The organism is Nitrosomonas sp. Is24, assembly GCF_033063335.1.
Taxonomy (GTDB): domain Bacteria; phylum Pseudomonadota; class Gammaproteobacteria; order Burkholderiales; family Nitrosomonadaceae; genus Nitrosomonas.
This window is the reverse complement of record NZ_JAWJZG010000001.1, coordinates 2,370,641-2,386,799: the sequence shown is the minus strand read 5'-3', so window position 1 is coordinate 2,386,799 and position 16,159 is coordinate 2,370,641. Positions and strand designations below refer to the sequence as shown.

Genomic DNA, 16,159 nt, shown 5'->3' with positions numbered 1-16,159 from the left:
TTTTGTGTTCAAAGTTTTACCCAATGATGTTCCAATGAGAGAGGGGATGGCATGCAATTAGGAAAACTTGTGCGCCGGTTTAGCGGGATTTGCAGCATCGCATTGTTTTTGATGCTGATTCAATCGGCTCCTGTGGTGGCCGAAGAGTGGATTTATACCGTCCGGCCCGGCGATAATCTGTGGAATCTGGCGGAACGCCATCTAAAAAGCATGGAATACGTGCAACCGTTGCAACAGCTCAATCAAGTGCGCAATCCCTACGTGATACCGCCCGGCACCGCGCTGCGAATTCCAGTGGCCTGGACAAAACAGCAGGATATCTTCGCGCACGCAGTCAGTGTCTACGGTACCGCCACGTTACAGCGCAAAAACCAGGAACGCATACCGCTTGAGCAAGGCATGCAATTGCTGACGGGCGATGAAATCCAAAGCGGAAACGATGCGTTCGTAACCGTGGAATTCGCCGATGGGTCGCAAATGCGCGTGCAAGAAAACACCCAGCTGCGCCTGGAGAATATGCGCATGTTCGGCGATTATGGGCTGATTGACACGTTGGTCGATATGCGTCAGGGACGCACGGAAAATTCCGTACCGAAAAAATCCGAGAAAGCCACCCGGTTCAAAATCAAAACACCATCCGCAATCAGTTCGGTGCGCGGCACGGATTTCCGCGTTGGGGTCATCGAAACGCAATCCGGCACCAGCAGCGAAGTGCTGACCGGCAGCGTGGAAGTCAATGGCGAAAGAAAACAAGTCAAAGTGCCGGCGGGGTATGGCACGGTAACCATCGAAGGCAAGCCGCCGGTCTCTCCGGTCAAATTGCTGCCGCCGCCGGACTTATCCGAAGCCGCGCATTATTATCAAAATTTGCCGCTGGTGATTAAATTTGCCCCACTGGCGGGGGCGCACGCATACCGGGCGCAGATTGCCGCCGACCGGGACTTTAAAAACTTACGCTCTGAATTTACCGCAGCGAGTTTGCCTTTCCGCGACGGTGATATCCCCGATGGCGATTATTGGCTCAGAGTGCGCGGTATCGATGGTTTATCGATCGAAGGCAAGGATGCGGTCATTGCGTTCGCGCTGAATGCCTACCCGGAAGCGCCTTTTATTCTTGCGCCCCTGCCGGGCGGCATGGCGGAGCCGGAGAAGCAGCAATTCAAATGGGCGGCGCAAGCGGATGTGTCGCACTACGCCGTCATGATCAGCAAGGATGCCGATTTTTCATCGTCTTTGTACTTTAATCCCGAAGTGAAAGAGAACAGTGTGACGTTATCCGAATCGCTGACGCCCGGTCACTATTTCTGGCGTATTTTCGCCGTATCCGCGCGCGAAGGCGCGGGGCCGTTCAGCGATACCATGGCATTCCGCGTACCCTATCCCGCACCGGCGGTGGGTGAAGCGAAGCTGGACGATAACAAAATGACATTCGCCTGGCGGGCCGCTGTGGAAGGACAGAGCTTTCAGTTTCAATTCGCGCGCGATAAGGAATTCACTCAGATTATTCATGATGAGTCGACCACCGCTTCGCAGCTGACGATCGCAAAACCGGATAGCGGCACTTATTATTTGCGTATCAAAACAATCGAAGCGGACGGTTTCCAAGGTCCGTGGGGAACGCCGCAAGCGATTGAAGTGCCTTTCGGTATCTCATACTGGTTCATGCTACTGATGCTGCTGCCATTGCTTGTATTGATATGATCCTGGCGGGCCGGTCGTGGAAGCATTACTCATTTGCTGCGCGTATCGTCATCCTGTTGACCGGGGTCGCTGCCATCGCTTATACGGAAGTGCTGGAGCGTTTTGATTTTATCCTCTATGACAAAATAGCCGTTCTGCAGCAATATCCGCAAGATCCGGATATCGTAATCGTTGCCATCGACGATGAGAGCTTTAAAGTGTTAGGCCGCTGGCCGTGGTCCAGGGGCGTGCATGCGGAATTAATCAACCGGCTGAATTCAATCGGTAACAAAGCGCTGGCTCTGGATTTACTGTTGTCCGAGCCGCAGGAAAACGATCCCTACGCCGATCACTTACTGGCTCAAGCCATCGCCGCTCACGGTAATGTCATTTTTCCCGTGGCGCCGGTATTCGACGCCCATATGGAATCGCTGATGCTGGTGCAGCCGCTGCCGCTGTTTACCCAGCAGGCGGTATTGGGCCATGTCGATATCGAACTGGATAGCGATGGCGTGGCCCGGCGGGTTTATCTGTCCGCGGGGATCAATGCACCCGAATGGCCTGCGCTGGGATTGGCGCTGACCAATCCGGCGGCGGTAAGAGCCATGCAGCAGCAAGTCCATGAAACAGTATCCGGTCAACCGGAACATTGGGAGAGAGCGCAAGAAGCGCTGATACCGTATGCAGGCGAGTCCGGTAGTTTCCGCAAAATATCGTACGCCCGGGTGTTGTTCGACGATGCCGTCCTGGCCGGTTTAAGGGACAAAACCGTGCTGGTCGGTATGACGGCCACCGGGATGGGAACACGCTTTGCCACACCGCTCTCGCCGCTCAATCATCAACCCATGACGGGCGTGGAATGGCATGCCAATGTGTTCTCCATGCTGACATCCAATCGCATGATTTATCCGGCGCCGGGAATGATAACAGCCGCGCTCTCGGTTGTGTGGGTCAGCGCGATTCTGGTCATTCTCGCCTGGGTTGGAAAGAACCTTACTATCCCGCTGTTGCTTGCATTCATGGCCGCCGGACTGTTTCTCTCCGGTTTGATTCTGGAGTTGAACCGTGTCTGGATTCCTCCCGGTGCTACCTTGTTAGGCACATTGTCGCTGTATCCGCTGTGGAATTGGCGCCGCATCAATGAATTCCTGCGGACGCTCTGGATGAGCAAAGCGCATTCCAATGTGGCGCTGGAATCGATCGGCGACGGTGTCATTATCACCGACGCTTCCGATCAAGTGGTGTACATCAACACAGGCACGGAAAAAATTCTGCGTACCCGGCTCGAGCAAATCAAGGGAAAACCATTAGCGGAAATTCTCGGGTTTGATACGAATGTGGCTGATGTGCCGGTTGATCAAGCCGGGAAAGATTTCGCAGGCGGCAGCGTGAATAAACCCGGCATGGTTGAATGTGTGCTCAGAACCGCGCAGGGCAATGAACGGACGGTTCGCATCACGCGCAACCAATTGCTGGATGAGCAAAAAGCCACTATGGGTTCGGTGATCGCCATGACGGATATTACCGACCGGATCGAACTGGCGCAGCAAGTCGCGCATCAGCAGAGTTACGATGCGCTGACCAAGCTGCCGAACCGCTCAAGGCTGCTGGCGCAATTCGATTCCCTGATTCAGGAAATCGCCAATAGCGGAAAAATTATCACGGTATTTTTTGTCACCTTGGATAATTTTAAAAAAATTAACGATGCCATGGGACATCATGCCGGAGACAAACTGCTCAAAATGGTGTCCGGCCGTTTGTTTGACGCGGTGGCGCCGGAGGATATGCTGGCGCGCTGGGGTGGCGATGAGTTTGTGCTGTTATCCAGCTGTTTAGCCAAGGAAGATTCCGCGCCCGGAATGGCGCAGAAAATTCTCGACGCGATCCGGCAACGCTTTGAGATCGACGGTCTGGAAGTCTTCGTTTCCGCCAGTATCGGGGTGAGTTTTTACCCGGATGATGGATTGACCAGCGAAACGGTGCTGGAACGCGCCGGTACCGCAATGTACCGGGTCAAAAAAGATGGCGGCAATCACTTCGGTTTGTATTCGGCCGAATCCTCGGTGGTCTGGACACGCGATCAGCTCGAACTGGAAAGGGAATTGCGCGCGGCGATCAAGAATGACGAATTGCAGGTGCTGTTTCAACCGATCGTCCATGCGCAATCGCATCATATCGCACGTATCGAAGCGCTGGTACGCTGGCTGCACCCGAAGCGGGGCTATTTGTCACCGAGCGAATTCATTCCGCTGGCGGAAGATATCGGCCAGATCGGGCAGTTGGGCGAAATCGTACTGAGAACTTCCTGTACTGCGGCGTATAACCTCTTGCAATTGGGCTACCCGGTGAATGTATCGGTCAATGTGCATCCGCGGCAATTATTGAACCGGGATTTTCCGCAAACGATTCTGCAAGTGCTGCACGACACCGGGTTGCCCGCTCAATCCTTGATATTGGAAATCACCGAAAGCGCCATCGTGAATGACATGGAACGGGTCAGCAAGGTGCTAGAGGAAATCAGACGTTTGAATATTTTGATCGCTCTGGACGATTTCGGCACCGGTTATTCCTCGTTGACGCTGCTGCGGGAATTGCCGATCGATATCCTGAAAATTGATAAATCCTTCGTGCGTACGCTGGATCAGAACCGCAACGATCTGAAAATCGTGCAAGCCATTATCGGTCTGGGAAAGAATCTCGGTTTGACCGTGATTGCGGAAGGTGTGGAAACGGAGCGGCAAGTGAAGTTATTACTTCAACACGCCTGTTATTACCATCAGGGCTATTTCTTCAGCAGGCCGATTCCTTATGAAGCGCTGTACGAATTAATGCAGCACAAGCTGTATCAGGCCGGGCCGCAATAATGTTCCAGCAGCAGCTGCTGCGCCGAGCGCGGTTTGGCGGTGCCGGGCTTCGAACGTTTGTACGAGCCGTCGCTTTGCAGTAACCAAGCTTGCGTGTTGTCGGACAGGTAGCTAAGCAGCCCTTGATCGATGACATTGTCGCTGGTGCGTTTCTCCTCGACCGGAAAACACACTTCCACGCGGTAATGTAAGTTGCGCGTCATCCAGTCCGCGCTGGAACAAAATACCAGCTCCTCGCCGATTCCTCCACCATTATGAAAATAATAAACCCGGGTATGCTCGAGAAAACGGCCGACGATGGAACGTACGCTGATATTTTCCGATACCCCTTTAACGCCGGGGCGCAAGCAGCAGATGCCACGGATGATCAAATCGATTTTGACACCCGCTTGCGACGCCTTGTACAACGCGGCGATAATTTCCGGATCGACCAGCGCGTTCATCTTGGCGATGATCCAGGCTTTTTTCCCAGCGGCTGCGGCGCTGATTTCCTTTTCGATATAACTCAGGATACCCTTATGCAGCGTGAACGGCGATTGTAAAAGCTTTTTCAGCTTACCTGCGCGGCCCAAACCGGTCAGTTGGTGAAACAGTTTATTGACGTCCTCGCCGATGGCCTTGTCGCAGGTCAGCAGACCGTAATCGGTATACAACCGCGCGGTGCGGGCGTGATAGTTGCCGGTTCCCAGATGCACGTAGCGGCGCAAGGCGCGGCCTTCCCGCCGCACCACCAGAATCATTTTCGCGTGGGTTTTGTAATTGACCACGCCGTACACGACGTGCGCGCCCACTTGCTGCAACTCGCTGGCCAGTTCGATATTGGCTTCTTCATCGAAGCGCGCGCGCAATTCGATCACTACCGTGACTTCCTTACCCGCACGCGCCGCTACCTTGAGCGCTTCGACCACGGCGGAATCGGCGCCGGTGCGGTACAGGGTCTGCTTGATCGACAGTACATTGGGATCGGCGGCTGCCTGACGGAGAAAATCGATGACCGGAGCGAACGATTGAAACGGGTGGTGCAGCAGTATGTCGCCGTTATGCAGCGCGTCAAAAATATTGGTGTTTTTCAGCAAACGCTTGGGAATGTCGGGCGTGAAACCGACGAATTTCAATTCCGGCCGGTCGACCAGATCGCAGATTGCCAGCAAACGGCCCAGATTGACAGGTCCCGTAACCTGATACAGATCGTTCTGCTGTAATTCAAACTTGTGCAACAGAAAACGGCTGAGATTATCCGGGCAATTATCCGCGACTTCCAAGCGCACGGCGTCGCTGAATTTGCGCGATGGCAATTCGCCTTCCAATGCGCGCAGCAAATCGTCGATCTCTTCGTCGTCGATCAATAAGTCGCTATCGCGCGTCACTTTGAATTGATAACAACCGGTCACGCTCATGCCTGGAAACAGATCGCCCACATGCGCATGAATGATCGACGAGAGCATGACAAAGTCGTTATTGCCCTCGCTATACTTGGCCGGAATCGGAACCACCCGGGGCAAGGAACGCGGCGCTTGCACGATGGCCAGCCCGGAATCCCGTCCGAAAGCATCCTTGCCTTCGAGCGAAATGATGAAATACAGATTTTTGTTCAACACCTTCGGAAATGGGTGCGCGGGATCCAGGCCGATCGGGCTGAGTACCGGCAATACTTCATCCTTAAAGTAGCGGTGAATCCAGCGGCCGAGCAGCGGTTTCCACTGCGCGCGGCGCAGCAAACGTATTTTGTCCTTGGCTAATGCCGGAATGATCAAGTCATTCCACACGCTGTATTGCTCCTGCACAAACTGATGCGCAGTTTCGCTGACGCGCGCCAGCACTTCGGCTGGGGATAGATTATCCGGGCCGGTTTGCGTCGAATTGTATTTGACCTGCTGTTTTAAACCGGCTACGCGGATTTCAAAGAATTCGTCCAGATTAGTACTGGCGATGCATAAGAAGCGCAGTCTCTCCAGCAGCGGCAGGCTTTCATCCTTGGCTTGCTCGATGACGCGCCGGTTGAATTCCAGCAGGCTCAGTTCGCGGTTGATGTACAGCGTCGGGTTTTTAAGATCGAGAGTATCCATCAATGGAAGTTGTTCAGGTGATTTTTACTTTTTCTTGTCAATTTATTGCCATTCCAATGTGCTTGTGTGGAAAATACGCGAGTTTGCCGGAGTCCGGTTTATACCGCATTAATGTTTCATTTTGGTGACAGTTTCAATAATTTGCCATTGTCTTCATCTGTCAGCAGATACAACGCGCCGTCCGGACCTTGCTCCACATCGCGGAATCGCAGCGTGTTGGTCAATAACCGTTCTTCGCTGAGAATTTTTTTATCATCGGACGTTAAACGCACGATTTGCCGTCCGGCCAAAGCGCCGACAAACAAGTTGCCGTGCCATGCCGGAAACAATTTGCCGGTATAGAACACCATTCCGGACGGTGCGATCGACGGCACCCAGTAGTGAATGGGTTCTTCAAAGCCTTGCCCGGCGTGTTCGTGCTTTATCGGCGTACCGTCGTAGTGCATGCCGTAGTTGGCTTTGGGCCAGCCGTAATTTTTACCGGGCTGCGGGATATTGATCTCGTCGCCGCCCTTGGGGCCATGTTCATGAATCCACAACGCGCCGGTTTTCGGATGAATCGTAGCGCCCTGCACGCTGCGATGACCGTACGACCAGATTTCCGGTTTGGCTTGCGGATTGTTGACAAACGGATTGTCAGCAGGCACCGAGCCGTCGGGCTTGATGCGGATGATCTTACCGATGTGATTGCTCAGGTTCTGCGCTTCTCCCATGTAATCACCGCGATCGCCCAATGTGATGAACAGATTGCCATCCGGCGCAAACGCAAGACGTGAACCGAAATGCACCGATCCCGGTACTTTCGGTACCTGGCGGAAAATCACCTGCAAGTTTTCCAGGCTGCCGTCCTTCAACTCGGCCCGGGAAACCGCCGTACCGGCCCGCGATCCTTCCGGCTCGGCGTACGACAGGTAAATCAGCCGGTTCTTGGCAAATTCCGGATCCAGCGCTACATCGAGCAAACCGCCTTGCTGCTGAAAGAAAACCGCCGGAACGCCCTTGATCGGCTCCGATACCTTGCCATCCGGTGTGATGATACGTAACCGGCCAACCTTCTCCGTCACCAACACATTGCCGTCCGGCATGAACGCCATGCCCCAGGGGAATTGCAATCCTTCGGCCACCAAGCGCACGTCGAATTCAGTTTGAAGGCGTTGGGCTTGTGCGGCGAATGGAAAGAAAAGACTGCTGCTTAACGAAGTCAGCAAAAAAAGTAATACGAGCGGTAGCTTGCAGATCATTTTTTTCCTTCTGGCGAATCTTTGAATAAGGAGCATCAATGTATCATCCCTCTTGACGGGTCTCAATGCTTGTGATTCAAAAGACATAATGTTAAACGCACAGGTCTTTGATCTTTTTGAGACTGTCTTTCACTTCGGCGGTCATACTCTGGGCAACGGAACGTATCGAAATTCTTACACCAATTGATCTCCTCTTTTATTTTTGTCCGATTAGATGCTTCGTTTATTGTTGACAGTTCATACGAATCAAATTCCATCAAGTTGTTTTTGTCTCCGCCAAAATCTGTTTTGCTGCTTTTATGTCGATTGTTGCTTTATGTCCGTGCTTTTCTAGCAAATGTAGAAGATTACTTCCGCTTAAAAGTGTTAAAGGTTTGCCTTTTGCAAACTCGTAGGCATCAGGCCCATAATCGGCAGTAGTCACAAGAATTCCTTTTGTCGCCCCTTCGTTCATCACTGTCCCAAATAGATCACGAACAGCGGATACCCCGACTGTGTTGGTGTAGCGCTTTGCTTGAATAACGATCTTACCTCCTCGAATCGGGTCAGGGTCAAACGCAATTGCATCAACACCCCCATCTCGACTTGCTTGCGTTACCTTGACTTCACCGCCGTGCTGTGCAAATTCCTTCTCGAAGACCTCACGTATGAGATGCTCAAAATCTTCCCAGCCCATTGCGGCAAGGTTGCTAAATTCATTAATTTTATCAGATACTTCATAAGAAGAAACGAACCTCTTGTCTTCACGGCTGATACTGAGAACTGGTGCAATAGGAGTTAGGCTATGCAATTTTGAACTGCCGACACCTTTGAGAGTCTTGAAACAAAGCTTAGGATCTACATTTGCCAAATTAATAGAGGAAAACTCAGCTCGATTTGCTTGCACAGATAAAATGCAAGCCTTGACTTGTTTGCCGGTAGCTTTGTCGATGGACTCAACCCAACCATTGAAAACGATTGAGTCCAAGGCGTTAACGACATCAGATTCGTATAATTCGTGGATTGTTCGAAGTGCTATTTGATAGACCAAACTATCGTAAATCTTATTGAGGATTGATTCGGGTAGATGACTCTCAGCGAGCTCATCTCTGGATTGGATATACTTGACCTCTTTGACGGTTGGCATTACATCAATCGAAGGCAAGGAATATTCAACAATGAGAATCTTTGTTTCGGTGTTATAGTCCAGGTCGAACTCCTTAGGAAAATAATCTGGATACTTCGAGTTGGAGAGAACAAGCTCACAATAGTCAAAAATGGCATCCGGGTCTTTACCGAGATATTGTTCTTTTCTTTTTTCGATAGCTTCGTTTGTTTCTTTCTGCTTTGCGAGAAACTCTTGCTCTTCTGCTTGCCAAAGTTGCAACTGTTTCAAGTATTCTTTCTCTGATTTGGAATTCCTTTTCAGAATTTTTTCTTTCTGTACTTCCCAATACCGGTAATCAGTTTTGTAGAGTTCTTGAGCATGCTTAATTTTTTCATCTTCACGTGATGGGATTAGCACGTCGAGAAAATTAAATTTGGGTTGATATTGTGGCGCAGTTTGCAGTGGGCTTTGTGGAATTTCTTGCGGCTGCGGTAGCTCAGGCTTTTGTTTCTGGAAAGCTTTCTTGTTTTTTAGTGTCTCCCATTTGATGGTGTCATCGACACCAAGTGTGTGCTGCAAAATGTTCTTAAGCTCCTCAACTGCTTTAACAGCCTCTAAGGTGCGCAACTTAGCCTGTTCATGATTTAATTGTTTGATCAACGATTGTTGTTCTTTTTCAAGCTTTATAAGCCACATCTGGGCCCAGGCCGCCTGCTGCGCTGCTGCTTTCTGTTCTACGACACTCTTATCCTTCCCTCTGATATGTCTATATTTGTTTAATCCGGGATGTGAAATTTCAATTTGCCACATATATTACCTCTAAACTTAGACTTTGAAGCCATGTACGTTTTGATGCACAGATCGTTTACATCTGAATCTGTTCGAATATAGGAAAAATAGACACCATTTTTCATCGTGAATGAAATTAATGGAATTAGGATCGGCTGTCAAACCCGTTGATGATCAATGTATTTAACCGATTTTCGTCAAGAACCCATCCAGAAACCGTCATTTCACTGTTATTTTTAGACCATTAATTTTATAACCACGCAAAGTACTGAGTTTCAAAACCCCGTTTGAGGTATTCTTCGGGAAAACGGTGCGCTACACCAATTCACCGTTAGGTGTTGCACTTTGAAGTTGAATCTGCGTTCCATTTCACGGTAAATTTTCTGGAATATTCCCTCGCCATAGTCATACAAAATAATTTCACTCAAAACACCACAATCCGTACTCGCACGCCGCCGAACACATTCAGTGGCGGGCCGGGCTCGTAGTAGCGTCCCAAGGCTGCATTGATGCGCGTGTTAGCGTTATAGTGCGCATCGAACAGGTTGTTGACGCCGAAAAAGATCGAGCTTTCAAAGTTGTTGCGCCGCAGTTCCCATCCCGCCAGCAGTTGACCCAAGGTATACGCCGGATTGGTTGCGCTATTGGTGTCGTTGACAAAAAATTCGCCAACGCGGTGCACGTGTAGTTGCCCGAAAAAGCCGAGCGGATGTGCGTAGCGCAGTAATCCTTCCCAGCGGTGCCGGGGAATGCCGGGGAAAATGTTGCCTTTCAGGTTGGTATCATTGGCGATGTATTTTTCAAATTCAAAATCGGAGAACGTATAACTGACTTCGCCGCGCAGCCCTTTCCATTCCGGTGTCGCTAACCGAGTTTCGACGCCGATGCGGCGCGATTGCCCGGCGTTGCGGAAAAACGCCCGGCCGGGCGATGACGCCAGTTCGAACGGCGTGATCTCGTTCCAAGTGCGAATAAAAAACACTGCGGTGTCGTACTGGAACCCGGCGGTGTTGCCGCGAAAGCCGAGTTCGTTGCTGAGCGACGTTTGCGCGTTCAGATTCGGGTTGAATCCGCCTTTTCCGGCGGGATTGTTGATCAGTTCGGTAGTGGTCGGCGCTTCAAAAACGGAAGCGGTATGCGCGTAAAGCTGCTGCTGGCTGGTGACGTGGTACACCAGCCCGGCGGTGCCGCTGGCTTGCGACACAGTGCGCGCGCCGGATTGGTTGCCATCGTTTTTGAATTGGTCTTTGACTTCGTACCGCAGCCAATCCCAGCGCCCGCCGAACACCACATCCAGCTTATCCGCCACGCGCCATTCGTTGCGGAAAAACGGCCCGGTGCTTTGCACGCGCTCGGTCTGACTTAAATTCAATGCGCCGCGCGCGCCAAAATTGTTGTTGAAACGTTGCCGGTCGTCATCCTGGATGCCGTAATCGACGCCGATCAGAAAGCGGTTGGGCCGGTTGAACAAAATATGATCGTTGACGAATTGCATCATCAATCCGCCCACCTGCCGGTCAAACTGCACCTGTCCACCATCGAAAAACTGCTGGCGGCTTTGGAAATCCCGTTGCAACCAATGCCCCGTCACGCTGAATTCCTTGCCGGCAGATGGTCTCTGGCGAAAGCGGATGCCCATCTCCTCCTGGCGGATTTCCTCACCGGCGTTGTACTGCACATTGCGTGCGGAAGCTTGCCGGGGATCGGCTTGCACTTCCGCGCGGGTCAAAGCGCCGGGATCTTTCGACAGCGGCGAATAAAATTGGCGAAACACCAGCATCAAATCGGAATCGGCGCTTGTCTGAAAATTCAGTTTAGCCTGCGAAAACGTATTCTGCATCGCGCTATGATCGCGCCAGCCATCCTGTTGCAAGTGCGAACCATACAAACTGTAACCAAAGTTTCCTTGCCGTCCGCCCATAAACAATTCGGACTTCAGATAACCGTATTGCCCGAACACTTGGCGCGGCATCACGACGAATTTCTCCGGCGGCGCTTCGCGCGTGGTGATGTCGATCATGCCGCCGGAAGCATTGCCGTACAGCGACGCGGAAGGGCCGCGCAGAATATCCATGCGCTCGATCAGCGATGGATCGATCGAATCCAGTTGCGTCTGCCCGTCCGGCAACGTCGCCGGAATACCGTCGACGCGCATCTGAATACCGCGCACCCCGAACGGCGAGCGCGCGCCAAACCCGCGAATCGCAATGCGCAAATCCTGCGTGAAGTTGAACTGATTCTGAAAAAACACCCCCGGCGTGCCGCGTGCGAACTCATCCAACGTCGCACCGGGCTGGTAGTTATGCTGCGGAGTGCGCGTGATCTGTGTGACGCTGTTCGGAATCTGTTCCGGTGAACGTTCGCTGCGCGTGGCGGTGATGTTGATCGGATTGAGAATGACGGATGGCGGGGCTTTGGATTCCTGTGCCCAAACCGGTAAAGCAATTGCAGTGCAACCGGTCAAAATCATTAAAAAATGAATCACAGTACGCATGCAGGAAAAACAGCCAGGACAAAAAACGCAGCAGGAATAACAGACATGCGCGCAAGTGTATCACTTGAATGACCGGCATCAAATTGCGGGGCATTTACTGACTCACAACCGGTCAATTTTTGCCGATTGCTGATAATATAAAATATGTAGCAATCTGCTACAATTAGTAATCGCTTTGATTATTGGAGTCAAATGATGGCAAAAGCAGCTTCTCCGATCCGCCTGCAAGATGAGTTAATGCAAGCTGCGGCGTTGACCGCCGAGCGGTTTCACCGCAGCACGGCCGAGCAAATCGAATATTGGGCGGAAATGGGGCGCAATGTCGACCACATGCTGAACCCGGACGACTTGCTGGCGATCTCGGCGGGATTGGCGAGAATTACTATCGAGCCAATTACCAGTGAGCCGGTCGATCCTATCGGCATATTTCAATCGCTCGAAGACGATCGCGCCAGCAGCATGCTGCCGCAAATGGTGACTGGCAACGTGCTCAAATACCAAGCCTCCTTAGCGCACCCCGGCTACCTGGAACAAATTCACCCCGATGGCCGCATTCAAACGGGGAAATTTCAGGACGGTGAGTTCATCGCGATTGATGCATCACAGTTTTGAACAAGAAAAAACAACTGTGGCTGCTGGCCGGAGGCAACGGCGCGGGTAAGAGCACCTTCTACCGCACCCGGCTCGCGCCCAGCGGTTTATCGTTTGTGAATGCGGACATCATCGCCAAACTGCTGTATCCGCAAGCACCGGAAGCGCACAGCTATCGCGCCGCCAAACTGGCGGAACACATGCGTCTGCAACTGCTGCGGCAAGGCCGCAGCTTCTGTTTTGAAACCGTATTCTCGCACCCGTCGAAAATCGATTTTGTTGCACAAGCCAAAACCCTCGGTTATGAAATCGTCCTGGTGTTCATTCATTTGTCCGATCCGGCGCTCAACCAGGCGCGTATCGCACAGCGCGTCAGCGAAGGCGGTCACCACGTTCCGGATGACAAAGTCATTAGCCGGATTCCCAGAACGCTCAAGCTGATCGAAAAGACGCTACCGCTGTGCGATCAAGTGTATATCCTCGACAATTCCCGTGCGGATGATCCATTTCATCAACTGGCTGTGATTCGTAACGGGTGCATCACTTTCCGGCATGGTGCCATGCCTGATTGGGGGAGGGAATTACTGGCGAATATACAAGCGGATAGGTAATATGCAGGTAAAGGTGAGAATTAATCCTAACGTGAATTTAGGCAAACTACGCCAATGAGTCCAACCCTATTCAGAGAAGCAGGTTATCGATTCTTTTTCTTTTCCAGAGAGGAATCATGAATGTATGTTCACATCGCTTCCGAAGATGGAGAAGCTAAGTTCTGGCTGGAGCCTGACATTGCGTTGGCGAAAAATTTTGGTTATTCCCGGAAGCAGCTGAGAGAAATCGAATCATTGATAGAGGTTCATTATGACGAGCTTATTAGCGCATGGCAGCAACACTTTGGCGGCTGAAGTCACGCACATTTCCAGTCACGGCATTTGGTTGTTGTCGAACGATAAGGAACTATTCCTGCCGTATGCGGAATTTCCGTGGTTTAAGGACCAGCCGGTCAAAGCGATCATTCATGTTGAGGAGCCATCGCCGGGCCATTTTTATTGGCCGGATATCGACGTGGATCTTACGATCGAGGCCATCGAACACCCGGAAAGGTTTCCGTTAAAAGCAAAAATCCGCAAGCGGATCGACACGCAAGAGACTTGATGAACTTCTCAATGCAGCATAGTGGTTAGTTTCCGAGAAACACCCCAACCCCGCCTCATCCTGCTCGGCGCCAGCAACCTGACGTTATCGCTGCGCTTGGTCATCGATCTGATGCAGCAGCAGATCGGCGGGCCGAGTGAGGTTTTGGCGGCGGTGGGGCATGGGCGGGCGTACGGTATTTTCAGTCAGGTCGTATGGCGCGGGTTGCCGGGGATTGCGGATTGCGGGTTGTGGCGGCAGTTGAGTGCGATGGAACCGCGTCTTACCTACGCGTTGTTAACCGATATCGGTAACGATATTGTGTATGAATTGCCGGTGGAGCAGGTTTTGCGTTCGGTGGAACGGTGTGTTGAACAGTTGCAGCGGCAATCCGCGCAGATCGTCGTGACCAATTTGCCGCTGGCGTCGATTGAACGGTTATCCGAGCGGCGTTACACCTTTTTCCGCAATCTGTTTTATCCATCCTGCCGGTTGCCTCGAAATGAAACACTCAGCCGTGCGCGGGCGGTGCATGCCGGGTTGATGGATATGGCCGCGCGTCGGCAATTCCTACTAGTTGAGCAGGAAGCGCACTGGTTTGGGACGGACGGTATTCATGTGAATTACTGGCAGCGTGAAGCGTTTTACCGGGATATCGTGCGGCGGTTTCCGGATTCCGGCGTTAAACCGGAACATCGGGATGATAAACGAAAGCGCTTTCTGACCTGGCAGCGGCGGCCGGTGTTTGCTTTCAAAACGGTGCTGGGCCGTGCGATTCACTGTCCGCAGCCAAGCGGGCAGCTGGCGGATGGCTCGCCTGTCAGCAAGTATTAAGGGTACCGATTGGATGGCGCTACGAGAATGAAAGCTGCGGCTTTTTTTGCACTAATAGTACGTTTGACAGCCTATCCGGCATTCAGTATATTCAGCGCAGAAAAATTGCGTTGATTTTTATCGTATCCTGCCTAAATTTTCTCTATTCGAGCTTTCTTATATGCGTATCGTCGTTACCGGAATGGGGATTGTGTCACCGATTGGCATGGGCATTGACCAATTCTGGAAAAATGCAGTAGCCGGTACCAATGGAATTGTCAGTATTCAGAGCTTTGATGCGGCCAAACAGCGTTCGCGTATCGCCGGGGAAGTGCAGGGGTTCGATCCCGCCACCTTTTTATCCGCCAAACAAATCGAACAAACCGACCGGTTTACCCAACTTGCTTTACACGCGGCACAACAAGCGCTGGAAGACGCAGGTGGTTTGGAAGGCTATGAGCCGCGGCGCTTGGCCGTCAGTCTAGGGTCGGGCATGGGCGGATTTTCGACGTTCGAGTCTTCCGCCGCGCGCAGATTTCAAAACAAATCGGTGCCGCCTTTTACCGTTCCGCGCATCATGGCGAACTCAGCCGCCGCCTGGATAGCAACCAAATACGGACTGAAGGGCATCAACCTGACGACCAGCACGGCGTGCTCCTCGGCTGCCAATGCGATTGGCATGGCGCTGGATTTATTGCGCGCGGGGAAAGCCGACGCTGTCGTGACGGGCGGTGCGGAAGCGTGCGTATTGCCGCTCACGATGACGGGTTTCGAGGCATTGTTTGCACTATCCACCGGTTTTAATGCCGATCCGGCGCATGCCTCGCGTCCGTTTGCCAAAGGCCGCGACGGTTTTGTCATGGGCGAAGGCGCGGGCATTCTGGTGCTGGAAACGGAGGAAGCGGCTTTGAAGCGCGGCGCGAAAATTTATGCCTGGCTGGCCGGTTACGGTTGCGCTTGTGACGCGACGCACATCGTCGCACCGGATGTCGACGGGCAAGTCGCTGCGATGCAGGCGGCACTGGACGATGCCGGTATGACATCCGGCCAAGTGGACTATATCAACGCCCACGCCACTTCCACACCCATCGGCGATATAGTCGAGACCAAAGCGATCAAGCAAATGTTCGGTGAGCGCGCGCCGGAAATCCCGATCAGCGCCACCAAATCGATGATCGGCCACAGCATCGGCGCTTCCGCAGCCATCGGCAGTATTGCCGCCATCATGACCTTGCAAACGGGCACGATACATCCCACGATCAATTTGCTGGAAGCCGATCCCGAGTGCGACTTGAACTACACACCCAATACCGCAGTAGAGAAAAAAGTGCAGACCGCTCTGTGTAATGCATTCGGATTCGGCGGTAACAACGTCAGCATCGTTTTTACAACTCTATAAC

The 16,159-nt window shown here is 52.3% G+C and carries 12 protein-coding genes; 8 read left to right on the top strand and 4 right to left on the bottom strand.

The window, feature by feature from the left end; translation table 11 throughout:
* Positions 1 to 51 precede the first annotated feature (51 nt).
* Together R2103_RS11035 and R2103_RS11030 are read left to right on the top strand one after the other, a co-directional pair.
* On the top strand, positions 52 to 1,701 hold the full coding sequence (locus R2103_RS11035; RefSeq protein ID WP_317531450.1) for a FecR domain-containing protein: 1,650 nt from the start codon (positions 52 to 54) through the stop codon (positions 1,699 to 1,701).
* Complete coding sequence (locus tag R2103_RS11030; protein ID WP_317531449.1) at positions 1,698 to 4,544, top strand: EAL domain-containing protein; 2,847 nt, start codon at positions 1,698 to 1,700, stop codon at positions 4,542 to 4,544. The genes R2103_RS11035 and R2103_RS11030 overlap by 4 nt, the downstream gene beginning before the upstream one ends.
* Here R2103_RS11030 and ppk1 read toward each other — a convergent pair.
* From ppk1 to R2103_RS11010, 4 genes are all read right to left on the bottom strand, one after another.
* Complete coding sequence (gene ppk1, locus R2103_RS11025; RefSeq protein ID WP_317531448.1) at positions 4,526 to 6,610, bottom strand: polyphosphate kinase 1; 2,085 nt, start codon at positions 6,608 to 6,610, stop codon at positions 4,526 to 4,528. The genes R2103_RS11030 and ppk1 overlap by 19 nt on opposite strands.
* Positions 6,611 to 6,726: 116 nt before the next feature.
* Positions 6,727 to 7,851, bottom strand: coding sequence for a PQQ-dependent sugar dehydrogenase (locus tag R2103_RS11020; RefSeq protein WP_317531447.1), 1,125 nt, complete (start codon positions 7,849 to 7,851; stop codon positions 6,727 to 6,729).
* A 256-nt stretch (positions 7,852 to 8,107) separates the two neighbouring features.
* Entirely contained in the window at positions 8,108 to 9,748 is a 1,641-nt protein-coding gene (locus R2103_RS11015) for a restriction endonuclease (protein WP_317531446.1), read from the bottom strand.
* Positions 9,749 to 10,151: 403 nt separating this feature from the next.
* Complete coding sequence (locus R2103_RS11010; RefSeq protein ID WP_317531445.1) at positions 10,152 to 12,221, bottom strand: TonB-dependent receptor; 2,070 nt, start codon at positions 12,219 to 12,221, stop codon at positions 10,152 to 10,154.
* Between the two features lie 192 nt (positions 12,222 to 12,413).
* On the opposite strand from R2103_RS11010, the gene R2103_RS11005 reads away from it, so the two are divergent.
* From R2103_RS11005 to fabF, 6 genes are all read left to right on the top strand, one after another.
* Positions 12,414 to 12,833 (top strand): TA system antitoxin ParD family protein, encoded by a 420-nt coding sequence (locus R2103_RS11005; RefSeq protein ID WP_317531444.1) that lies wholly within the window; start codon positions 12,414 to 12,416, stop codon positions 12,831 to 12,833.
* Positions 12,830 to 13,423 (top strand): AAA family ATPase, encoded by a 594-nt coding sequence (locus R2103_RS11000; protein WP_317531443.1) that lies wholly within the window; start codon positions 12,830 to 12,832, stop codon positions 13,421 to 13,423. The genes R2103_RS11005 and R2103_RS11000 overlap by 4 nt, the downstream gene beginning before the upstream one ends.
* Before the next feature lie 120 nt (positions 13,424 to 13,543).
* Positions 13,544 to 13,717 (top strand): DUF4160 domain-containing protein, encoded by a 174-nt coding sequence (locus R2103_RS10995; protein ID WP_317531442.1) that lies wholly within the window; start codon positions 13,544 to 13,546, stop codon positions 13,715 to 13,717.
* The gene (locus R2103_RS10990; RefSeq protein WP_317531441.1) at positions 13,674 to 13,967 is read left to right on the top strand and encodes a DUF2442 domain-containing protein; all 294 of its coding nucleotides are present in this window, start codon (positions 13,674 to 13,676) and stop codon (positions 13,965 to 13,967) included. The genes R2103_RS10995 and R2103_RS10990 overlap by 44 nt, the downstream gene beginning before the upstream one ends.
* A 21-nt stretch (positions 13,968 to 13,988) precedes the next feature.
* Positions 13,989 to 14,780 carry a hypothetical protein gene (locus R2103_RS10985; protein ID WP_317531440.1) on the top strand — a complete coding sequence of 264 codons (792 nt, stop codon included), beginning with the start codon at positions 13,989 to 13,991 and terminating at the stop codon, positions 14,778 to 14,780.
* A gap of 160 nt (positions 14,781 to 14,940) precedes the next feature.
* Positions 14,941 to 16,158 (top strand): beta-ketoacyl-ACP synthase II, encoded by a 1,218-nt coding sequence (gene fabF / locus R2103_RS10980; protein ID WP_317531439.1) that lies wholly within the window; start codon positions 14,941 to 14,943, stop codon positions 16,156 to 16,158.
* Position 16,159 lies beyond the last annotated feature (1 nt).